This is a genomic window from Cedecea sp. AS113, assembly GCF_037152415.1.
Taxonomy (GTDB): Bacteria; Pseudomonadota; Gammaproteobacteria; order Enterobacterales; family Enterobacteriaceae; genus Cedecea.
Genome location: NZ_JBBCMI010000005.1, coordinates 61820 through 82638, shown reverse-complemented (window position 1 = coordinate 82638; position 20819 = coordinate 61820). Strand labels below are relative to the sequence as shown.

The 20819-nt window shown below is 55.0% G+C and carries 20 protein-coding genes and 3 tRNA genes; 7 read left to right on the top strand and 16 right to left on the bottom strand.

Annotation, left to right across the window (positions count from 1 at the left end; all coding sequences use genetic code 11):
* Positions 1 to 72 precede the first annotated feature (72 nt).
* Entirely contained in the window at positions 73 to 1089 is a 1017-nt protein-coding gene (gene lplA / locus WFN87_RS07680) for a lipoate--protein ligase LplA (RefSeq protein ID WP_336982780.1), read from the top strand.
* Here lplA and yjjJ read toward each other — a convergent pair.
* From yjjJ to WFN87_RS07610, 14 genes are all read right to left on the bottom strand, one after another.
* Positions 1086 to 2414: a type II toxin-antitoxin system HipA family toxin YjjJ gene (gene yjjJ, locus WFN87_RS07675; RefSeq protein ID WP_166993467.1), complete on the bottom strand. Its 1329-nt coding sequence runs from the start codon at positions 2412 to 2414 to the stop codon at positions 1086 to 1088. The two genes, lplA and yjjJ, sit on opposite strands and share 4 nt — an antisense overlap.
* Before the next feature lie 149 nt (positions 2415 to 2563).
* A complete protein-coding gene (gene deoD, locus WFN87_RS07670; protein ID WP_008460099.1) occupies positions 2564 to 3283 on the bottom strand; it encodes a purine-nucleoside phosphorylase in 720 nt (239 codons plus the stop codon).
* A 59-nt stretch (positions 3284 to 3342) separates the two neighbouring features.
* Positions 3343 to 4566 (bottom strand): phosphopentomutase, encoded by a 1224-nt coding sequence (gene deoB / locus WFN87_RS07665; protein WP_008460097.1) that lies wholly within the window; start codon positions 4564 to 4566, stop codon positions 3343 to 3345.
* Positions 4567 to 4618: 52 nt separating this feature from the next.
* Positions 4619 to 5941, bottom strand: coding sequence for a thymidine phosphorylase (gene deoA, locus WFN87_RS07660; protein ID WP_336982777.1), 1323 nt, complete (start codon positions 5939 to 5941; stop codon positions 4619 to 4621).
* Positions 5942 to 6123: 182 nt separating this feature from the next.
* Positions 6124 to 6903 carry a deoxyribose-phosphate aldolase gene (gene deoC, locus WFN87_RS07655; RefSeq protein WP_008460093.1) on the bottom strand — a complete coding sequence of 260 codons (780 nt, stop codon included), beginning with the start codon at positions 6901 to 6903 and terminating at the stop codon, positions 6124 to 6126.
* A 345-nt stretch (positions 6904 to 7248) separates the two neighbouring features.
* On the bottom strand, positions 7249 to 8526 hold the full coding sequence (locus WFN87_RS07650) for a NupC/NupG family nucleoside CNT transporter (RefSeq protein ID WP_008460091.1): 1278 nt from the start codon (positions 8524 to 8526) through the stop codon (positions 7249 to 7251).
* Between the two features lie 171 nt (positions 8527 to 8697).
* Positions 8698 to 9474 (bottom strand): TatD family hydrolase, encoded by a 777-nt coding sequence (locus WFN87_RS07645; protein ID WP_166993461.1) that lies wholly within the window; start codon positions 9472 to 9474, stop codon positions 8698 to 8700.
* Positions 9471 to 10544, bottom strand: a complete 1074-nt coding sequence (locus WFN87_RS07640; protein ID WP_336982774.1) for a patatin-like phospholipase family protein — start codon at positions 10542 to 10544, stop codon at positions 9471 to 9473. The genes WFN87_RS07645 and WFN87_RS07640 overlap by 4 nt, the downstream gene beginning before the upstream one ends.
* 292 nt (positions 10545 to 10836) lie before the next feature.
* Positions 10837 to 10998, bottom strand: a complete 162-nt coding sequence (locus WFN87_RS07635) for a DUF1328 domain-containing protein (RefSeq protein ID WP_007373037.1) — start codon at positions 10996 to 10998, stop codon at positions 10837 to 10839.
* A gap of 133 nt (positions 10999 to 11131) precedes the next feature.
* Complete coding sequence (osmY, locus tag WFN87_RS07630) at positions 11132 to 11743, bottom strand: molecular chaperone OsmY (protein ID WP_008460085.1); 612 nt, start codon at positions 11741 to 11743, stop codon at positions 11132 to 11134.
* Positions 11744 to 12058: 315 nt separating this feature from the next.
* Positions 12059 to 13648, bottom strand: coding sequence for a peptide chain release factor 3 (prfC, locus tag WFN87_RS07625; protein ID WP_336982771.1), 1590 nt, complete (start codon positions 13646 to 13648; stop codon positions 12059 to 12061).
* 100 nt (positions 13649 to 13748) lie between these two features.
* On the bottom strand, positions 13749 to 14426 hold the full coding sequence (gene yjjG / locus WFN87_RS07620) for a pyrimidine 5'-nucleotidase (RefSeq protein ID WP_213715079.1): 678 nt from the start codon (positions 14424 to 14426) through the stop codon (positions 13749 to 13751).
* Positions 14427 to 14444: 18 nt separating this feature from the next.
* Complete coding sequence (gene rimI / locus WFN87_RS07615; RefSeq protein ID WP_336818384.1) at positions 14445 to 14888, bottom strand: ribosomal protein S18-alanine N-acetyltransferase; 444 nt, start codon at positions 14886 to 14888, stop codon at positions 14445 to 14447.
* The gene (locus tag WFN87_RS07610; protein ID WP_336982769.1) at positions 14857 to 15276 is read right to left on the bottom strand and encodes a DNA polymerase III subunit psi; all 420 of its coding nucleotides are present in this window, start codon (positions 15274 to 15276) and stop codon (positions 14857 to 14859) included. Before WFN87_RS07610 ends, rimI begins: the two co-directional genes overlap by 32 nt.
* A 107-nt stretch (positions 15277 to 15383) precedes the next feature.
* Here WFN87_RS07610 and rsmC point away from each other — a divergent pair, with 107 nt between their 5' ends.
* The 4 genes from rsmC (at position 15384) to WFN87_RS07590 (ending at position 16875) form a co-directional block, all read left to right on the top strand.
* Positions 15384 to 16415 carry a 16S rRNA (guanine(1207)-N(2))-methyltransferase RsmC gene (rsmC, locus tag WFN87_RS07605; protein ID WP_008460075.1) on the top strand — a complete coding sequence of 344 codons (1032 nt, stop codon included), beginning with the start codon at positions 15384 to 15386 and terminating at the stop codon, positions 16413 to 16415.
* 121 nt (positions 16416 to 16536) lie between these two features.
* A tRNA-Leu gene (locus WFN87_RS07600) sits at positions 16537 to 16623 on the top strand.
* A gap of 31 nt (positions 16624 to 16654) precedes the next feature.
* Positions 16655 to 16741: transfer RNA gene (locus WFN87_RS07595), tRNA-Leu, on the top strand.
* Between the two features lie 47 nt (positions 16742 to 16788).
* Positions 16789 to 16875, top strand: a tRNA-Leu gene (locus WFN87_RS07590).
* A gap of 39 nt (positions 16876 to 16914) precedes the next feature.
* Here the strand turns inward: WFN87_RS07590 and WFN87_RS07585 are convergent.
* Positions 16915 to 17154, bottom strand: coding sequence for a DUF1435 domain-containing protein (locus WFN87_RS07585; RefSeq protein WP_008460074.1), 240 nt, complete (start codon positions 17152 to 17154; stop codon positions 16915 to 16917).
* A gap of 265 nt (positions 17155 to 17419) precedes the next feature.
* Between WFN87_RS07585 and WFN87_RS07580 the strand changes: the two genes are divergently transcribed.
* Positions 17420 to 18484, top strand: a complete 1065-nt coding sequence (locus WFN87_RS07580; RefSeq protein WP_008460073.1) for a GGDEF domain-containing protein — start codon at positions 17420 to 17422, stop codon at positions 18482 to 18484.
* Positions 18485 to 18613: 129 nt separating this feature from the next.
* Positions 18614 to 19405, top strand: coding sequence for a siderophore-iron reductase FhuF (gene fhuF / locus WFN87_RS07575; RefSeq protein ID WP_336982767.1), 792 nt, complete (start codon positions 18614 to 18616; stop codon positions 19403 to 19405).
* Positions 19406 to 19465: 60 nt separating this feature from the next.
* Here the strand turns inward: fhuF and WFN87_RS07570 are convergent, their stop codons facing one another.
* Positions 19466 to 20812, bottom strand: a complete 1347-nt coding sequence (locus WFN87_RS07570; RefSeq protein WP_008460071.1) for a PTS cellobiose transporter subunit IIC — start codon at positions 20810 to 20812, stop codon at positions 19466 to 19468.
* Positions 20813 to 20819 lie beyond the last annotated feature (7 nt).

Genomic DNA, 20819 nt, shown 5'->3' with positions numbered 1-20819 from the left:
CTCCCTCAGTAAATTCGCCGAGATGGCGTCATGCTAAGATGACGCCATTCTTCTGGGAAAAGGATCTTTGTTATGTCGACTTTGCGTTTACTAATCTCTGACTCTTACGACCCGTGGTTTAACCTGGCCGTTGAAGAGACTATTTTTCGGCAGATGCCCGCCACTCAGCGGGTTCTGTTTCTATGGCGTAATGCAGATACGGTGGTGATTGGCCGCGCCCAGAATCCGTGGAAAGAGTGCAATACCGGGCGCATGGAGCAAGATAACGTTCGGCTGGCAAGGCGCAGCAGCGGCGGTGGCGCGGTGTTCCACGACCTGGGCAACACCTGCTTCACTTTTATGGCCGGCAAACCCGAATACGACAAGAGTATTTCCACGGCTATCGTACTGAACGCCCTGGCGAGCCTTGGGCTGGAAGCCACCGCATCCGGGCGCAACGACCTTGAGGTCGAAACCGCCGAAGGTACGCGCAAGATTTCAGGTTCCGCCTACCGGGAAACTCTGGATCGCGGCTTCCATCACGGCACTTTGCTGCTGAATGCCGATCTGAGCCGCCTGGCAAACTACCTCAATCCCGATCCGAAAAAGCTCCAGGCCAAAGGCATTACATCCGTAAGAAGCCGGGTCGCCAACCTCAGCGACATCGAGCCAGGCCTGACCCACGAGCAGATAGCCGAGGCGATAACGGAGGCTTTCTTCGCTCACTACGGCGAGCGTGTGGAAGCCGAGCATATCTCCCCGAAAGCGCTCCCCAATCTGCCAGGGTTTGCCGAGACTTTTGCCCGCCAGAGCAGCTGGGAGTGGAATTTTGGCCAGGCTCCGGCCTTTACGCACCTGCTGGACAACCGATTTACCTGGGGGGGCGTTGAGCTACATTTTGACGTCGAAAAAGGGCATATCACCCGCGCCCAGGTGTTCACCGATAGCCTGAATCCTGCCCCGCTTGAAGCGCTGGCCACCCGGTTAAAAGGCTGCCTGTACCGCAGTATTTTGCTGCAGCAGGAGTGCGAAACGCTGATTTACAGCTTCCCGGAACAGGAAGCCGAACTGAGAGAGCTTTCAGCCTGGATTGCTCAGGCGGTTCGTTAAGCGAGCCGCCGAAGCCGCTCGCTTAACCGCTCGACTTGCTCAGCCATTCCCGCCGCAATTTGCCGGAATGGCTCGCTCAGCATCACATTCAGGCTAAGCTCCTGCCAGTAGCGCTGCGCCCAAGGCTGCATCTCGAGCCACACTTCGCCGGGGACGTCGGCATCAATATTAATCTCAATGCAGCCTGTTCGCATATTGCCTGAACTGCCCGGAGCCCAGGCCATAGGCAGCATATCGTAGACCGGTGTGAGCTCAAGCGGACGGTCAGAGAGAAAGAAAGAGAGGTTCCCGGCATGCATATCGCTGTTACCAATCAGTCGGCCAAATGCCCAAATGCGCTGCACCTGCCGAAGCGTGGCGGCCTCAACCATCCCCTCTTCTTTTAGACGCATCACGGCTTTAGGCCAGCTAAGCACGCCCGCCGCATATTCACTTTGCACGCTTTCAAGAGAGACAATACTGCGCCGCCCGAAAACGCCCACGCAGTCAAAGCGCTCAACTTCGAGAAAGACCTGCCCGCTAACCGTCGAAAGTAGATCACACCGTGCGGCAGCAATCCCTACATCATTTAGCAGCGTTAAAGCACTGGCCTCAGCGGCCAGTAGATCCGCCCATCGACGCTGGTTATCGTTCCGCATAGCCGGGGTGAACTTCACAAGAGCATGTCGTGGCCCGCGAAGCGTTTCACTGTAGCAGGTGAATTTAAGCTGCTCGCCTCCGGCGGATGAGCCGACAATTTCACCGTCTATCGCCCTGTGAGCAAGCTCAGCGTAAACCTTCAGGCGTTCATTATGAGGAATGGCTTCGGGAACGTCTTTCTCTGTCCACAGGCGATAACTCTCTTCGCCCACCAGCCAGCCACCCAGATTTTCCTGCCGCTGCACAGAGAGCGCCAGGAGCACATCCTCTTCTCGCCATAGCCGAATATCTTCCGGCAAATCGCTGTCTTTAGCTAACTCACGCCCCCAGGCCCGCCCCAAAAACCCCTGAGGTCGGAGATCGGTCAGGTACCAGGGCAACCCGTCAAACCAGCGGCTGTCGCCGTTGTGATGCACAACGAGGCAACTGCCTTTCGGCCACACGGGATAAAGCACACCAAATACCCAGGCTTTACCGACGTCGTCAATCTGCCAGAGCTGAAATTCGCGGTGCTGCCTTACCGGGTGTTTTAATCCGTACAGCGTCGCACGAGCTGAACCGAATTTGATAACGTCAGGCTCAAGCGCTACCCGGCGAGAGAAAGTCGCCTGGCTGATACCCAGCCGTTGGGCCAGCGTTCTGGCTGGAAGAGGCCCAGTAAGAAGAAGGTCCGCTAGTTCGCTCATGTGAATAGATTAATGAATAGATACTTGAATTGATTTATAGTCTTGAATGCCAGATAGGTAAAGAGGATTAACCCAAAATAAGAAATAAAATGAATAGATAAATGGCATAAAAAAGGCGCCCTAAGGCGCCCTTTAAACGAGAAAAAAACTTACTCTTTGTCGCCCAGCAGGACGGATTCCAGAGCAATTTTGATCATGTCGTTGAAGGTAGTCTGACGCTCAGCGGCCGTGGTCTGCTCGTGAGTACGGATGTGGTCAGACACGGTGCAGATGGTCAGCGCTTTTGCACCGAACTCAGCCGCTACGCCGTAGATCCCGGCCGCTTCCATTTCCACACCCAGAATGCCGTATTTTTCCATCACGTCGAACATGGACGGATCCGGCGTGTAGAACAGGTCGGCAGAGAAGATGTTGCCCACGCGAGCGTCAACGCCCAGCGCTTTTGCCGCATCAACCGCGTTACGAACCATATCGAAGTCCGCGATAGCCGCGAAGTCGTGATCCTTGAAGCGCAGGCGGTTAACTTTAGAGTCAGTACACGCGCCCATACCGATCACCACGTCGCGTAGCTTAACGTCTGCACGAACCGCGCCGCAGGAACCCACGCGAATGATTTTCTTCACGCCGAAGTCGGTGATTAGCTCTTTCGCGTAGATGGAGCAGGATGGGATGCCCATACCATGGCCCATAACGGAGATCTTACGGCCTTTGTAAGTCCCGGTGAATCCGAGCATGCCGCGCACGTTGTTCACTTCACGCACGTCTTCCAGGAAGGTTTCCGCGATGTGCTTGGCGCGCAGCGGGTCACCCGGCATCAGTACTACGTCAGCGAAATCGCCCATTTCTGCGTTAATGTGTGGCGTAGCCATTGTGTATTCCTTGATTTTAAAAGTTAGCAATCAGGCGGGCAACCGCCCGCCCAAAGGGATCACAGCATGTTTTTGCCGTAGTCCATGTCGGAAAGACCGAAGTACTTCGCTACCGTCTGGCCGATATCCGCGAAGGTTTCGCGGTGGCCAAGAGAACCGGCTTTCACTTTCGGGCCGTAGATCAGCACCGGAATGTGCTCGCGAGTATGGTCGGTACCCTGCCAGGTTGGGTCACAGCCGTGGTCCGCGGTAAGGATCAGAATATCGTCCTCTTTCAGCAGCGCCATCAGCTCTGGCAGGCGACGGTCGAACAGCTCAAGGCCGCCCGCGTAGCCGGCTACGTCGCGACGGTGGCCCCAGGAGGAGTCAAAGTCGACGAAGTTGGTGAACACGATGGTGTCGTCGCCGGCTTCTTTCATCTCTTTGATGGTGGCGTCGAACAGCGCATCCAGACCGGTTGCCTTCACTTTTTTAGTGATGCCGCAGTTGGCGTAGATGTCCGCAATTTTACCCACGGAAACAACCTGGCCCTGCTTCTCATCAACCAGCTTCTGCAGCACGGTGGCGGCAGGTGGCTCGACCGCTAAGTCGTGACGGTTGCCGGTACGCTGGAAGTTACCCGCTTTATCGCCAACAAACGGACGCGCGATAACGCGGCCAATGTTGTAGCCGCCTTCGGTCAGCTCTTCGCGCGCGATTTCACACAGCTCATAAAGCTTATCCAGGCCGTAGGTTTCTTCGTGGCAGGCAATCTGGAACACGGAGTCAGCGGAGGTATAGAAAATCGGTTTCCCGGTTTTCATGTGCTCTTCACCCAGCTCGTCCAGGATCACTGTCCCGGAAGAGTGGCAGTTGCCGAGGTAGCCCGGCAGGTTGGCACGCTTGACCAGTTTGTCCAGCAGCTCCTGCGGGAAGCTGTTGTCGTGGTCGCTGAAATATCCCCAGTCAAACAGAACCGGCACGCCGGCGATTTCCCAGTGGCCAGACGGGGTGTCTTTGCCGGAAGAAAGCTCGTGTGCCCAGCCGTAAGCGCCGATAACTTCTGCGTTACCGTCCATGCCTGCTGCCACTTTGCCGGTGGAGCCTTCATGAGCTTTTACCAGCCCAAGACGAGTCAGGTTAGGCAGGTTCAGGGGGCCTTTACGGCCTTTGTCAGCTTCGCCTTTAGCGCAAGCCTCCGCGATGTGACCGAGGGTATCAGAGCCGACATCTCCGAAGCGCTCTGCGTCTTCGGTAGCACCGATGCCGAACGAGTCCAGCACCATAATAAACGCACGTTTCATATTATTCTCCGTACCTTGTGCTCTATAAAATAGGGATCAGATCAGTATACCGTTATTCGGTGATTCGGCGATAGACCGTTGGTGTTTCCTGCGGTGCTTTTTCGTCAATGCTGATTGCCGCTTTCACCGCCTTCGCGGCTTCCTGCCAGCTGGCTTCGTCTTTGGCGTGGATCACCGCCAGCGGACGTTCGCCGTCGATAGATTCTCCCAGACGCGCCATGTCGGTAAAGCCGACGCTGTAATCAATGGTGTCGGAAGCCTGACGGCGACCGCCGCCCATCGACACCACCGCCATGCCCAGCGCGCGAGTGTCCATCGCCGAAACAAACCCGGACGCTTCGGCATACACTGCCTTGCTCAGCATTGCCGTCGGCAGGTACTTCGCATAATTTTCAACGAAGTCACTCGGGCCTTTCTGCGCAGCAACCATGCGGCCAAACACTTCGGCTGCTTTGCCGTTGTCCAGCACCGCCTGAAGCTTCGCGCGTGCTTCAATTTCGTCTTTGGCAAGCTTGCCGGAAATCAGCATTTCCACGCACAGCGCCATTGTCACATCGAACAGACGCGGGTTGCGGTATTCCTCCGTGAGGAACTGTACCGCTTCACGGACTTCCACGGCGTTACCCGCGCTGGAAGCCAGCACCTGGTTCATGTCCGTCAGCAGCGCGGTGGTCTTCACGCCTGCGCCGTTGGAAACGCCAACGATAGCCTCTGCCAGCTGAGCTGACAGCTCGTAAGTCGGCATAAATGCGCCGCTGCCTACTTTCACGTCCATCACCAGCGCGTCCAGCCCTTCGGCCAGTTTTTTCGCCAGAATGGAAGCGGTGATAAGCGGGATAGAATCCACCGTCGCGGTAATGTCGCGGGTGGCATAAAAACGTTTGTCCGCCGGTGCCAGCGAGCTGGTCTGGCCGATGATGGCCACGCCGACGTCCTTAATAATGTCGCGGAAGCGGTTATCGTCCGGGAAGATATCGAAGCCCGGAATCGCCTCGAGCTTGTCCAGCGTCCCGCCGGTGTGCCCCAGGCCACGGCCTGAAATCATCGGCACATAGCCACCGCAGGCCGCCACCATTGGGCCAAGCATCAGCGAAGTGACATCCCCCACGCCGCCGGTGGAATGTTTATCCACAATCGGGCCGTTGAGGTTAAGGCTTTTCCAGTCCAGCACGGTGCCGGAATCCCGCATCGCCATTGTCAGCGACACCCTTTCCGGCATTGTCATGTCGTGGAAGAAAATGGTCATCGCCAGAGCAGCAATTTGCCCTTCAGAGACGGTGTTGTCGCGAATACCGTTGATAAAGAAGCGAATCTCTTCGTCGCTCAGTACCAGGCCATCACGTTTTTTACGAATAATTTCTTGTGCGAGAAACACGGCAACCCCCTGGGAAATGCGGGTAAAGAGCGGCGGAAAACCCGCCGCAATTAAAGATTACTCTGGATAATTCGAGTCGCAGGCAGAAGGCAAAAGAGCTCATCCCCAGGAACTTACTGAAGTAAGTGACTGCGGTGAGGGAGTGCAGCTAACGCCCCTGCAGCTTGAAGTATGACGAGTAATTAGTAGCTGCTGGCGCTTTTACCGTCCCCATGGCCCAGCGCTTTCAGCAGGCTGGCTAACAGGCTGGACGCCCCGAAGCGGTAATGACGGGAGTCGGCCCAGTCGGCGCCGAACAGATCGTCCGCGATAGCCAGGAACTGCGCAGCATCTTCAGCGGAGCGAACGCCACCGGCTGGTTTGAAGCCTACAGTTTTTTCCACGCCCATATCGCGGATCACTTCCATCATGATGCGAGCGCTTTCCGGCGTGGCGTTAACCGGCACTTTACCGGTCGAGGTTTTGATAAAGTCGGCACCGGCTTTAATCGCGATAGTAGACGCTTTGCGAATCAGCTCTTCGGTCTTCAGCTCGCCGGTTTCGATGATCACTTTCAGCAGTACGTTAGCGCTGGCGCAGGCGTCTTTACACGCTTTCACCAGGTCGAAGCCTACCTGCTCGTTACCGGCAATCAGCGCCCGGTATGGGAACACCACGTCCACTTCGTCTGCACCGTAAGCGATAGCGGCGCGGGTTTCTGCCAGCGCGATGTCGATATCGTCGTTACCGTGTGGGAAGTTGGTCACGGTCGCAATGCGGATGTCCGGGGTGCCCTGCTCTTTCAGGGTTTTACGGGCGATTGGGATGAAACGCGGATAGATACAAATCGCAGCGGTGTTGCCGACTGGGGTTTTTGCCTGATGGCACAGAGCGATGACTTTCTCGTTAGTGTCATCGTCGTTCAGGGTAGTCAGATCCATCAGTTTCAGCGCACGCAGGCTGCTTTGGGTTAAATCGGTCATAACGCTCTCCAACAAAAGGGAAATAAGTCTCCGGCCTGGAAACTCAACACGTTGGAGCGGACTTGGTTCCTTGAAGAAGAGTGGTCACCTGAGTCACCCTCACGTTGAGATCCTTCTCACCGCACATTGCCGGTTGCAATGTTAGAATTCTAACACCCACCACCGATGCAATTTTGTGTCTCGCCTCACAAAAGCCAAAGCGTGAATTGCAAGCTTTCATAGAGTATATGTGATTAAAGGAACAAAATAACGCGCTAAATTGCGCCAGGACACAAGAAAATGGCTGGCAGGGCACCAGCCATCGGTTACCGCTTAATGTTATTATTATAACATTTATATTGCAGGTTACAGCGCCAGGAAAAGCCCGGCGATGGTGGCGCTCATCAGGTTAGACAGCGTCCCCGCCGCCACGGCCTTCATGCCCAGCTGAGCCACATCGTGCCGACGGTTTGGCGCCATGCTGCCCAGGCCACCGATCAGAATGGCGATAGAAGAAAGGTTAGCAAATCCGCACAGCGCGAAAGAGATAATTGCTTTGGTATGGCCGGACAGCACCTGCAGGCCCGCCGCAGCCACTTCGGCATCATCCTTCAGGTAAGCGCCGAAGTTCAGGTAAGCAACGAACTCGTTGATGATCAGCTTCTGGCCGATAAACGATCCGGCCACCATCGCCTCGCTCCACGGCACGCCAATCAGCCAGGCTACCGGGGAGAACACCCAGCCCAGCATCAGCTCCAGCGAAAGCTGCGGATAATTGAACCAGCCGCCGATACCGGAAAGCATCCCGTTCAGCAGGGCAATCAGCGCCACAAACGCCAGCAGCATCGCCCCGACATTCAGCGCCAGCTGCATCCCGGAGGCTGCGCCCGAGGCCGCCGCATCCAGCACGTTAGCCGGGCGATCTGGGTCGTTTTTCATCGACTCCAGCTCCGGCGTGTCGTTCGGGGTTTCCGTTTCAGGCAGCATTATCTTGGCAAACAGCAGCCCGCCCGGTGCGGCCATAAAGGATGCGGCAATCAGGTATTCCAGCGGCACGCCCATCTGCGCGTAGCCCGCCAGCACGGAGCCCGCCACGGAGGCAAGACCACCGCACATCACGGCAAACAGCTCAGAGCGAGTCATGGTCGAGATATAAGGGCGAACCACAAGCGGCGCTTCGGTTTGGCCAACGAAAATATTCGCCGTCGCCGACAAGGATTCAGTGCGCGAGGTTTTCAATACCTTACGCAGGCCGCCGCCGAGAATACGGATCACTAACTGCATCACGCCGAGGTAGTAAAGCACGGCAATAAGCGAGGAGAAGAAGACGATGATCGGCAGGACGCGCAGCGCAAAGATAAAGCCGCCGCCGCCAAAGACTTCAAACATTTTGTCAGACACCAGCCCGCCAAACAGGAAAGAAATCCCTGAATTGCCGTAGGCGATGACATTAGCCACCCCTTCAGACATCGCGAGCAGGACTTTACGCCCGACCGGAACGTAAAGGATCAGCGCCCCGATACCGATCTGGATAAGCCACGCGCCAATGACGGTGCGCAGGTTGATCGCTTTGCGGTTGCTGGAAAGTAAAACGGCGATCAGCAGCAATGCCACCATGCCGATCAATCCCATGAGTATTTGCATACAGTATCCCTGTGTATCAACTGGAAAGATTCGGGCTTTAGCAGCCCCTTTTTAGCGCGCGGATTATAACCACAGGGGCGAGAAAAGTGCCGGAGCAATCACGTGTAGGGCGAAATGTATAGAAACATTTACATAGCAAGGTGATGAATATCACACTTTGAGGGCGACTCATTAGAAGGCGAATAATTCGTCTGCGTTGTTTTTCAAGGCATTAGCAATGATTTCTGCGGGCTCCGGGCGTAATTCACACAGCGCATCGAAGACCCTGGCGGCACGTTCCGGCCGGTTGGGCTGCCCCTGCCAGCCGTTCAGCGGCATATCCGGCGCATCGGTTTCCAGCAACAGCGATGAAAGCGGCAAACGGGCCATCACATCCCGGGTTTTGCTGGCTCGCGGATAGGTGATGGTGCCACCGACGCCAATGCGATAGCCCATTGCAATAAACCGTTCCGCCTGCTGTAAGCTGCCGGCAAAACCATGCACCACGCCGGTTCTGGGCAGGCTGTGGCGCTTCAGGTGCAGCGCCAGCTTGTCGTGGGTACGGCGGGAGTGAAGCAGCACCGGCAGATCGTAACGCTTTGCCAGCTTCAGCTGCTCGCTAAGGATAAACTCCTGCCTGTCGAGCTGCGGATCTTCGCGATAAAGATCCAGCCCAATCTCGCCGATGGCGATCAGCTTCTCCGGCCTTTGCCGCAAAAGATCCTCCAGCGCGGCCAGCCCCGTATCATCATGCTTTTCAATCACAATCGGATGCATACCCAGGGCGGCATAAAGCGCCGGATAATTCTGCGCCAGCGCGAGCACGCGATTGAAACGCCCCGCTTCTATTGCTGGCACAATGATTTTACGAACCCCGGCCTCAGCGGCCAGCGCGAGGCTGTGCTCTTCATCCCCGGTGAAGGGGGGAAAATCAAAGTGGCAATGGGTGTCGTAGAACGTAAAACTCACGCAAGATCCTCATTATCAAACGCCGCATCATTCGCCTGCAGGCCAGGGCTAATCGGCTTGACCAGCGATTCGTTTGCCGCCGCAACTGGAGGAATAACCAGCGGGCCGGGCGTATTAATGCGCGGCAAATGACGCCTTAACGGCGGCTTAGCCACCAGCAGTTTGCCAATGGTGGCCAGGAAATAGCGCCCGCACAAGCGCCCCGTTTGATAATCCGCCGTTAATGAAGGCAGGCGGCTACCGAGCGCGCTGCTTAATAGCGCTTTCGGGGGGTAAATCTCAAAGATTCGCAGTTTACCAGGCGGCTTCTCAATGAAGCTTTGGATTTCACGGTAGCTTTCCTCGTGGTGCTGCACCAGATTCAACAGCGGCTGCAGGCTACTGTCGCCCAGCCAGCGTTCCATATGTTTGAACCACTGCGGCGTGTAGTACATCTGTGAAGGTACGGTGCGAATGACCACCAGCGTATCTGCCCCGCGATTAACCGCTTCCCGCACCGGCACCGCATCGCTGATGCCGCCGTCCTGATAGCTGACGCCGTCAATATCCACGCCTGAGCGGTAAAAACCGGGAATGGCGCTGGAGGCTTTCAGCAAATTTAGCCAGGTATCCGTGGTCGGCGAAAAGTAATTCGCCGCATAGTCATCACTGCGGCAGGCGCACATAAAGAACTCTTTTCCCTGTTCAAACAGCGGGTCGGCACTGGACATCGACAGCGGCAGTCTGGCGGCGGTCGACTCAATCAGCCAGTCGAGATCGATCAGATGCCCTCCGCGCGCAAAGCGGAGCGGATTGAAGAAATCCCTCGTCGTCGTAAAGCGCGTGATGACGCGACGCGCGTATCCCGGCTGGTTACAAACGTAAGCGGAAAGATTCTGCGCCCCGGCAGAGGTACCAAGGAACAGTTCAAAAGGGTTGAATTCCGCGCGCATAAACTCGTCCAGAACCCCAGCCGTAAAGATCCCGCGCTGCCCGCCCCCTTCACAAATCAGAGCGAGTTTTCCAGGACGAAAAGGTTTAGTCGCCAGCGGCGCAATATTGCCGAGCGTTACGGGTATACGATTTCCCACCTGCTTTCCTGAATTGCTGTTGTTGTGAATTTCTACCCTATACCCATAGCGCGCTAAGTAAAACGGCGAAAGCCAGTCACGAGGACTGGCTTAAGGTTGCTGACAAAGCGGGAAAAGGCGTGGTTCTTCCCTCTTTATGGTGAGCAGCCGAAAATCAATGAATTGATTTTCCTGTTTTTTTTAACGAGCCGTCTGGTCGTTCTTTTCTGTCGACAGCGGTTTGTCGACACTATAAAGCCAGTCACGAGGACTGGCTTTTCTTTTGTATCGGCATGTTACTCAATGAGCGTTGCTAAGGACGTCTGCGCCCCATAAACAGGCTGACCAGGAACAGAATGATCCCGACGATAAAGACAATTTTTGCAGCACCTGCTGCGGTACCCGCCAGACCACCGAAGCCCAGGGCCGCAGCGATCAACGCTATTACCAGAAAAATAATGCCCCAACGAAACATAGACTCTCCTTAAGCATAGTGAATCTTATCGCTTCTTCACGGGCGCCGAATGGCTAACCCGCAGGCGATAATGTGTAAGGGTGGTGCTTATGGCTTCCCGGCACGCGTCCAGAAAGCCATTTCGGGTGCTGCTTTACTTCACTTTCAGATCGTTTTTAACGCTTTTCACGCCTTCAACAGCTTTGGCAATGCTTTCAGCCTTCTCAGACTGAGCGGCGGATTTCACCTCGCCGGACAGCTGAACCACGCCGTCAGTGGTTTCTACTTTGATATGGCGCGACGGCACAATGCTGTCGGCCAACAATTTCGCTTTGATCTCGCTGGTCGTGGCCGCATCACCGGCATAGCCTTTCACCGACTGTGTTTTCACATCGCGAACGTGAAGTTTGTCGCTCACCGAGGTTACGCCTTCCACTTTTTTCGCCGTGGCGACGGCCTGCTCGGCCTGAGCCTGGCTCTCAACAAAACCGCTCAGGGTGACCACTTTATTGTCGGTTTTGACCGAAATATCGGTACTTTTGATATTTTTATCGTCAACCAGGGCTGCTTTGACTTTCGCTGTGATGCCGCTGTCGTCCATGAAATTACCGACTTTCGTCATGGAGCTATCGATTTTTTTCCCTGCACTATCGGCGGTAGATTCCGTTTTATTAAGCAGAGTGTCTTCCGCAAAGGCGCTGGTGCTTGCCAGTACAGAACCCAACACAACCGCCAGCAGAGTTTTTGAAATCTTAGTCGTAGTCATCGATTAATTCCTGTAGGTTTGCTCATCATTTGAGCTTTCTCGCTTCCCGTAAGCTGAAAAAAATCAGCTATTAATATTGAGATGACATGAGAAACGCCAACAAGACACCAGGAAATGATTAATTCCCGGAGCTTTCATCCAATAAAATTGTCATCACTTTGTTAAATATAGATCACAATCATAAAAGTGCATGACGTGTTGATGGAAAAATCAGCAATGACGCAGGATTCGCGGGAAATTAAGAGGATTCTGCAAGGGATTAAAAAGACAGGGAAAGTGAGAAGAGCGCGGCGAACGCCGCGCTCTGGCTGATAATTAGTGCTCGCGCGTTTTACGGAAGGTCACGTCAGGGTAACGTTCCTGGGTAATGTTCAGGTTTACCATCGTTGGGGCGATATAGGTCAGGTTGTCGCCGCCATCCAGCGCTAACTGAACTTCGTTTTTACGTTTGAATTCTTCAAACTTCTTAACGTCATTCCCTTCAACCCAACGCGCCGTCGCCACGTTGACCGATTCGTAAATCGCTTCCACGTTGTACTCGCTTTTCAGACGAGCAACGACCACATCGAACTGCAGAACCCCAACCGCACCAACAATAAGGTCGTTGTTGGCAATAGGACGGAACACCTGTACCGCGCCTTCTTCAGACAGCTGCACCAGGCCTTTAAGCAACTGCTTCTGCTTAAGCGGATCGCGCAGGCGAATACGGCGGAACAGTTCCGGGGCGAAGTTCGGAATACCGGTAAACTTCATCATTTCGCCCTGGGTAAAGGTGTCGCCGATCTGAATCGTGCCGTGGTTGTGCAGGCCGATAATATCGCCCGGATAGGCTTCTTCCACGTGAGAACGATCCCCGGCCATAAAGGTCAGCGCGTCAGAAATAATCACGTCTTTCCCGATACGCACCTGGCGCAGCTTCATGCCTTTTTCATACTTACCGGACACCACGCGCATAAAGGCGACGCGGTCACGGTGTTTCGGGTCCATGTTGGCCTGGATCTTAAAGACGAAACCGGTGAACTTCTCGTCCGCCGCATCCACCAGACGCGTGTCGGTTTTACGCGGCATCGGAGCCGGCGCCCACTCAACCAGACCATCCAGCATGTGGTCGACGCCGAAGTTGCCCAGCGCGGTGCCGAAGAATACCGGGGTGATTTCACCGGCCAGGAACAGTTCATGGTCGAATTCGTTGGAAGCCCCCTGCACCAGCTCCAGCTCCTCACGCAGTTGCAGAGCAAGATCTTCCCCGACGGCTGCGTCGAGTTCTGGGTTGCTCAACCCTTTCACGATGCGCACTTCCTGGATCGTGTGGCCTTTACCGGTCTGGTAGAGGTAGGTTTCATCTTTATAAAGATGGTAAACCCCTTTGAACAGCTTGCCGCAGCCGATTGGCCAGGTGATTGGCGCGCAGCCAATCTTCAGCTCGCGCTCAACTTCATCCAGCACTTCCATTGGATCGCGAATGTCACGATCCAGTTTGTTCATGAAGGTGATGATCGGCGTATCGCGCAGACGGGTAACTTCCATCAGCTTACGGGTACGATCTTCTACGCCTTTTGCGGCATCGATAACCATCAGGCAGCAGTCAACCGCGGTCAGGGTACGGTAGGTATCTTCGGAGAAGTCTTCGTGCCCCGGAGTATCCAGCAGGTTGACAAGGCTGTCGCGATACGGGAACTGCATCACCGAGGTGGTGATCGAGATCCCACGCTGTTTTTCCATCTCCATCCAGTCGGATTTGGCGTGCTGGCTTGAGCCACGGCCTTTTACCGTCCCGGCGGTCTGGATAGCCTGTCCGAACAGCAGCACCTTTTCGGTGATGGTCGTTTTACCGGCATCCGGGTGAGAAATAATGGCAAAAGTGCGGCGTTTAGCCACCTCTTGCAGATAAGGAGACACAGTCATAATTACATCTTCTGTAAGTGCGTGCGGCCTTGAGCCACGCGGCGAGTGAACGTTATTTGGCGGCTATTTTACCCATCATTGCGGGTTTAACAATCAACAATCATGGCTTACACAGCAGTTGCTCCAGTTCACTTAGCGAGGTGACCTGCCAGGTCGGTTCAATGCCTTCCGGCGCGGTGCGCCCGTGGGCGTTAAGCCAGCAGGTTGCTATCCCGGCGTTGATACCGCCCAGAATGTCAGATTCTGCCGTGTCGCCGACCATCAAAACGCGGTCGCGCGGCGGCTGGTTCATCTGCTCGAAGGTATAGTCGAAAATGCGGCGATCGGGTTTGGCTACCCCTACCTGCTCGGAAATCACCAGCAGGTCGAAATAGTCACGCAGGCCGGTGCGCTCGAGGCGAGTCTGCTGCAGAGCGGTAAAGCCGTTGGTAATAATGCCAAGTTTAGCCTTGCCCTTCAGCGCATTCAGGAGAGAAACCGCCCCGGGCAGCGGGGCGCAAATTTCAGCCATGGCGGATAAAAACGCATCGTTCAGCTCTGCTGACGGCACATTCAGCCGCCCTGCCCAGTCCTCAAAACGCCTGAGCTGCAGCTGCAGCGCGGTAATCGCCCCGTTCTGGTAGTCGACCCACAGCGGCTTGTTTACCGCCTGGTACTCCTGGAAATCATCTGCGGTAAAGGTCACGCTGTAATCGAGAAACATGCGCTGCAAACCGCCGAACGCGTCAAAGGTAAACAGCGTTTCGTCCGCATCGAATAAAATCCAGTCCCAGTTCATCCACACACCTTTTAAAAATTAACCAAGGGGGAGCGCCATCACGATCGCGTCTTCCCGACCTTCTTTTGCAGGATAATAATTGCGACGCACCGTCGCTTCGTTAAAGCCCAGGCTTTCGTACAAGGTTCTCGCCGCAACGTTAGAGGCACGCACCTCCAGCCACAGCGTAAAGACATCCCGTTTTTCAAGCTCGACAATAAGATGCTCAAGCAGCGCTTTCCCAAGCCCTTGCCGCTGATACGCTGGATCAACCGCAATGTTGAACAGCGTGGCTTCATCGAGAATGACCTGCGTCACCGCAAAAGCGGCAAGTTTGCCGTCAACGTCCAGCCGCAAATTGAAATAGCGTTCGCCCTGATTGCTGGCAAAGGTTTTTTCACTCCAGGGAAAAGCATGACTGCGCAGCTCAATGGCATACGCGTCCGCCAAATCATTCGGCGTCAGGGAAGAAATCGTGTTCATGTTCGCAAATCTGTTGCCACAGCGCCTGTCGCGCGTTGCCATTGTGATAAAGCTCGTCAAGCGCAGGGGACGCAAGCTGCGCGCCGCTGAGCGTCAGCGGCTGCTCAACGCCCAGGCGCCAGCTATTGCAGCGGCTGTCAGGCGGCATCATTGCCGCGCGGTCCGGCGTCAGTTGCATTACTTGGTCGGGGCTTAACGCTATGCTGCGTAAAATGTCCTTCACCAGCGGATCGCTCAAGGCTGGTAGCGTCTCAGCCACCATCACTAAACGCACGCCCGCGGGCAAAGAAACCGCAATTTCGCCCTGTAAAGCCGTCGGACGGCGCAGCACCCACTGGGTAATACCCAGTTGCTGTAACTGCCAGTCGCGTCGGGAAGGGGAAGTCATAGCGAAACCTGTTGAGAGCGTAATTCGGGCGGCAAATATAGCAAATTCATCGAATCCACGCCATTAAAGCTCTATAATCCACGCTCTGATTTTCCAGGAGCTATTTGATGAGTGCGTTTACCCCGGCGAGTGAAGTACTGCTGCGCCACAGCGATGATTTTACCGAGAGCCGTGTGTTGTTTGCCGGTGACATGCAAGACGACCTGCCGGCGCGTTTCGACACCGCCGCCAGCCGCGCCCACACCCAGCAATTCCACCACTGGCAGGTATTAAGCGCGCAGATGGGTGAGAACGCACAATATGGCCTGGTGGTCAGTGCGGATGACATTGCCGACAGCAATACGCTTATCTACTACTGGCCGAAAAACAAGCCAGAAGCTCAGTTCCAGCTGATGAATATTCTGTCGCTGATGCCGGTTGGCACCGATGTTTTTGTCGTCGGCGAAAACCGCTCTGGCGTGCGTAGCGCAGAGCAAATGCTGGCTGAAATTTGCCCGCTGACAAAAATCGACAGCGCGCGCCGCTGCGGTCTGTATCATGGCCGCCTTGAGCAGCAACCTGCGTTTGATGAAAACAGCTGGTGGGGTGAATACCCTCATGAAGGGATGACCGTGAAAACCCTGCCGGGCGTCTTTAGCCGCGACGGTCTGGATACCGGCAGCAAACTGCTGCTTTCCACGCTGACGCCGCACACCAAAGGCAAAGTGCTGGATGTTGGCTGCGGCGCGGGCGTCCTGGCGATTACTCTCGCCAGCCACTCGCCAAAAGTTCGCCTCACGCTTAGCGACGTTAGCGCACCGGCGGTCGCCGCCAGCCGCGCAACGCTTGCCGCTAACGGCTTTGAAGGGGAAGTGATCGCCAGTAACGTCTACTCGGAAATCAACGGCCGTTTCGACATGATCATCTCCAACCCGCCATTCCACGACGGGATGCAAACCAGCCTCGATGCAGCGCACCAGCTTATTCGCGGTGCAGCCCGCCATCTGAATATGGGTGGCGAATTGCGCATCGTGGCGAACGCCTTCCTTGCCTACCCGAACGTGCTGGACGAAGTATTTGGTAGTCATGAAGTTATTGCTCAAACCGGCCGCTTCAAAGTTTACCGCGCCGTCCTGACCCGGGCGGGTAAAAAGCGCTAATCGCGTTAAGGTGCCGCTTTTTGCATCAGTCGGAAAAGCGGCATCAAATTAAGTGTTGACGAAGCTCAGAAAACATCTAGAATGCGCCTCCGTGGTTGTGATACTTCGGTATTACAGGTATGCGAAGGTGGCGGAATTGGTAGACGCGCTAGCTTCAGGTGTTAGTGTTCTTACGGACGTGAGGGTTCAAGTCCCTCTCTTCGCACCAACACAACCACGAAAGATATCGTTCGCACTGCGCGAAGGTGGCGGAATTGGTAGACGCGCTAGCTTCAGGTGTTAGTGTTCTTACGGACGTGAGGGTTCAAGTCCCTCTCTTCGCACCAATGCGAAGGCGATATCAAAACTCTTCAGATGCAAATCTGAAAACTGTGCGAAGGTGGCGGAATTGGTAGACGCGCTAGCTTCAGGTGTTAGTGTCCTTACGGACGTGAGGGTTCAAGTCCCTCTCTTCGCACCACTTCTTATGAAGTGACCCGCTTTATCTCCCCCAGCTCGTTTATCTCATCGATCCCAAATTCATCACAATCAACAGCAATCCGCTGGCAAATGCTACGCACGATGGCAGTAAAACAAAGTGTCTTAACGTTTTATGGTAGAGCATCAATGCCGTGGCAAGCAGCCCGATAACCACCAGCACGCGCCACTGACTGAAACTGAGATCCAGGCAGGCAAGCAGCGCCACGGCAAGCCCCGCCACCATTACACTCCAGCCACTTTCGAGTCGTCGTTGCAGCATTTTCACGCCCTATTATGATAATGATAACCAATATCATATGATAAATTTTCTCAACTGTCAGCGTAAAAACGTGCGCGACCTATAGCTGAAATAGCCAGGGTTGACGTGTCATTTAATGACAGATTTTCAGTAAGGTGATAGATTGAGCGCCGGCTTTAGTTTGCCTTATAAAAATTCCAATAGTTGCCAGAAAAGTCGATAACTCGCTTTTCATTAATACGACACACACAACACCTGACGCGCTTACCCAAGACACAATCGTTCTATGACAGCCCAAACCTGGCGAGCCTTACTCAAAGCAAAGCAGCTGCTTTCTTTACGTTTATTTTTGCTGCTCAACGCCCTGGCAGCCGCTTTTTCTATTCTCTTTCCGCTCTATTCGACAGTGCGCATAACGCCGCCCGTTGTCGCCATTCTACTGATGAGCCTGGCCTTGCTTGCCTGGCAGATGTGGAATAATAAGCAGCTGATTAACCTGAATATTATCTCGTTATTTTTCGGGTTATTATGGGCGGTGCATATTTTCATTAAAAACGCGGCCATCGCGGACCTGGACACCTCATTTCTGGTAATTAGCCTGATGTCGGTGCTTTTTATTGGCGCGATTGCATTTATTAATAATATTGTGGCTTTCCTGCTGCACAGCCTGCCCGTGGCGCTGGTCGTACTTTGGCTGGGTAATGTTGACCAATGGCTGAGGGTAATTTATTCCATTGCGCTGCCCGCTATCGGGATCGCTATTCAGCATATTATTCAGAAACGTAATGACCGTTTCACCCAGCGGCTGATGAATAAACTGCTTGAAGAAAAAGAGACACTGACCGATCTCAGCATGCTCGATCCTTTAACCGGCCTGTACAACCGCCGCGGCTTTCAAAACCGCCTCGAGCACATTCAGGCCTCCGGCAGCGGCAGCCACTTCGTTTTGCTGCTGGATATCGACCACTTCAAGTCGTACAACGACCACTACGGCCATGCGATGGGCGACCAGGCGTTGATCCGGGTCTCGGCAGCGATTCGCGATGCCGTGCGTTCAAGGGATCTTGTCACGCGCTACGGCGGGGAAGAGTTCATGATTATGCTCACCAACATCGACGCGGAACGTGCGATGCAGTCGGCGGAAAGGATCCGCCAGCGCGTTTTCGATTTGGACATCCCGCATATGTTTAATACCCAGGTCGCGACCAACGTTACCGTCAGTATCGGGCTTGCGCCATTCACTGAAGGCAGCATAGACGATGCCCTGAGCCTCGCGGATAAAGCGCTTTATCAGGCCAAAAACCGAGGAAGAAACAGCATCCTGACCAACGAAATGCTCGCCGTGAATTAACCCGGCGAGACGCGCCAGATCGCAAAAACAGCCATCACCGAGCGGTGGCGGTGAATTCACCTTGCCAGAGATTTCGCTCACCGTTAGTATTGCTAATCATTATCATTTAGATTACTCCCTGACGAAAGTATGGCGCTTCACTCCCTCCAGCTCAGCGATGACAGCGGTTGCTTTGTTCTTCCCTGGTCCCCAGCGACAGGCCCGCAGGCAGATTCGCTGCGGGAGTATTTTGCCGCGCACCGCCCGTACTTCAACGACATCATCAAATTAAACGAACAGGCTCCCGCCACGGCAATGACGCTAAGCGAGTGGCAGCGTCCCACCACGCTAACCTCCCTGATGGCGACCTACGGCGACCATATCTATCGTCACCAGCCTGAACTTACCCGCGAGCACAAACCGCTGAAGTCTTTGTGGGCGCAATGGTACATCGGCCTGCTGGTGCCACCGATGATGATGGCGCTGCTGACTCAGCCTAAAGCGCTGAATATTGCCCCCCAGCATGTGCGGGCCGAGTTCCACGAAACGGGCCGGGCAAAATGCTTCTGGATTGACGTGACTGAAGATTGCCGGGCAAGCGAGCTGCCGCTCCATCTGCGGCTAGAGCAGTTTATCGTTGAAGGTTTGATGCCGGTCGTAGCGGCGCTGGAAGCCAGCGAAGAGATCAACGCCCGGCTTATCTGGAGCAACACCGGCTACCTGGTGAACTGGTTCTTCGGCGAGCTAAAACCACTTCTGGATGAACAGAGCCTGGCGGCGCTGGTGCAGACCTGTTTCTTTGAAAAACAGCTTTCATGTGGCCGGGAGAATCCACTCTACCGCACGGTCATTTCGCGTGAAGGCATTCTGGTCAGACGCACCTGCTGCCAGCGTTATAAGCTGCCTGACGTCCAGCGCTGCGGCGACTGCACTCTGAAATAGCAAGCGGCGGGGAAATAGCAAACGGCGGGTTTCCCCGCCGTTCTTCATTCCGCTAAACCATTAAGCCAGCTGTTGGCTCCCTTCCTCGCTCGCTCTCTGAGCTTCTTCTTTCTCCTGCTCCAGCAGCTGCTTCTCGTACACTTTGAAGAACGGGAAGTAGATGATGGACGACACGCAGGCCAGCAGAATCACCAGAATTGCGGCACGGAAGTCCCAGCCCAGCGCCCAGGCGGCACCGATTGGCGCAGGCGCGGTCCACGGTACCACGGAAATCACGCGACCAATCAGATCCAGCTTCATCGCGCCCCAGGCCAGCACGGCGTTGACCATTGGCGCCAGCAGGAAAGGAATAAAGAATACTGGGTTCATCACAATCGGCGTCCCGAAGATCACCGGTTCGTTAATGTTAAAGCAGGTTGGCACGATGCTCAGGCGGCCAATGGAACGCAGGTGGGCAGATTTACTGCGCAGGTAGCAGATAACCAATCCCATCGTTGCCCCGGAACCGCCGACCACGATGAAGAAGGTCCAGAACGCTTCCATAAAGATATGCGGCAGAGGCGCACCGGCAGCCAGCGCGCCCTGGTTAAGGCCCAGGTTGGTCAGCCAGAACATCTGCAGCATCCCGGAGACAATCGCCGCCCCGTGGATACCCGCAAACCACAACAGGTGAGCAATCAGTACGGCAAGGAGAATTGCCGGCAGAGAATCCGCCGCGGACACCAGCGGTTTGAACAGCGCCATAATGGCCTGAGGGATCAGCATATCGAACTGGGACTGAATAAACAGGCTCAGCGGATACAGCGTCAGCACCACAACCAGCACCGGGATCAGCAGATCAAAGGAGTTTTTGATCATCGGCGGCACCTGGTCCGGCAGCTTGATGCCGATATTATGCGCCTTCAGGAAACGCATCATCTCTACGCAGTAAATCGCCACCAGGATTGCGGTGAAGATCCCGGTGCCGCCAAGGCTGTCCACCGGCAGCGTGCCTTTGGTTTTCGGGGCCGCAACCACCAGGAAAGCCATCAGCGACAGCATGGCGCACATGAAAGGATCGAGCCCGTGCGATTTAACGTAGTGTTTACCCAGGTTGTAGGCGATCGCCGCACAAATGTAGATAGACATGATGCCCATCGTCATATCAAACGGCGTTAAAATCTGCCCTTCAAATTGCTTCGCCAGGTCGAGCCAGGCGCGAGCAAAGCCCCATGTCGTGGTGGGCGAAAACGGGGGATAAGCAAAAACCAGCAGGAACGAGCCGACAATCATGAATGGCATCGCAGAAATAAAGCCGTCGCGAATGGCCATCACGTGACGCTGGGAAGAAATGCGGCCAGCTATCGGGCTAACGTAGTTCTCAACAAACCGAAAAATTAAATTAAAAGCAGCATGGTTGGAAGACATAGTGGCT

Excerpts from the sequence above, each read along its gene's own strand:
- lplA (WP_336982780.1), top strand. The coding sequence starts at position 73 with ATGTCGACTTTGCGTTTACTAATCTCTGACTCTTACGACCCGTGGTTT.
- yjjJ (WP_166993467.1), bottom strand. The coding sequence starts at position 2,414 with ATGAGCGAACTAGCGGACCTTCTTCTTACTGGGCCTCTTCCAGCCAGA.
- deoD (WP_008460099.1), bottom strand. The coding sequence starts at position 3,283 with ATGGCTACGCCACACATTAACGCAGAAATGGGCGATTTCGCTGACGTA.
- deoB (WP_008460097.1), bottom strand. The coding sequence starts at position 4,566 with ATGAAACGTGCGTTTATTATGGTGCTGGACTCGTTCGGCATCGGTGCT.
- deoC (WP_008460093.1), bottom strand. The coding sequence starts at position 6,903 with ATGACCGATTTAACCCAAAGCAGCCTGCGTGCGCTGAAACTGATGGAT.
- WFN87_RS07650 (WP_008460091.1), bottom strand. The coding sequence starts at position 8,526 with ATGCAAATACTCATGGGATTGATCGGCATGGTGGCATTGCTGCTGATC.
- WFN87_RS07635 (WP_007373037.1), bottom strand. The coding sequence starts at position 10,998 with ATGTTTCGTTGGGGCATTATTTTTCTGGTAATAGCGTTGATCGCTGCG.
- osmY (WP_008460085.1), bottom strand. The coding sequence starts at position 11,743 with ATGACTACGACTAAGATTTCAAAAACTCTGCTGGCGGTTGTGTTGGGT.
- prfC (WP_336982771.1), bottom strand. The coding sequence starts at position 13,648 with ATGACTGTGTCTCCTTATCTGCAAGAGGTGGCTAAACGCCGCACTTTT.
- yjjG (WP_213715079.1), bottom strand. The coding sequence starts at position 14,426 with ATGAACTGGGACTGGATTTTATTCGATGCGGACGAAACGCTGTTTACC.
- rimI (WP_336818384.1), bottom strand. The coding sequence starts at position 14,888 with ATGAACACGATTTCTTCCCTGACGCCGAATGATTTGGCGGACGCGTAT.
- WFN87_RS07610 (WP_336982769.1), bottom strand. The coding sequence starts at position 15,276 with ATGACTTCCCCTTCCCGACGCGACTGGCAGTTACAGCAACTGGGTATT.
- rsmC (WP_008460075.1), top strand. The coding sequence starts at position 15,384 with ATGAGTGCGTTTACCCCGGCGAGTGAAGTACTGCTGCGCCACAGCGAT.
- WFN87_RS07585 (WP_008460074.1), bottom strand. The coding sequence starts at position 17,154 with ATGCTGCAACGACGACTCGAAAGTGGCTGGAGTGTAATGGTGGCGGGG.
- WFN87_RS07580 (WP_008460073.1), top strand. The coding sequence starts at position 17,420 with ATGACAGCCCAAACCTGGCGAGCCTTACTCAAAGCAAAGCAGCTGCTT.
- fhuF (WP_336982767.1), top strand. The coding sequence starts at position 18,614 with ATGGCGCTTCACTCCCTCCAGCTCAGCGATGACAGCGGTTGCTTTGTT.
- WFN87_RS07570 (WP_008460071.1), bottom strand. The coding sequence starts at position 20,812 with ATGTCTTCCAACCATGCTGCTTTTAATTTAATTTTTCGGTTTGTTGAG.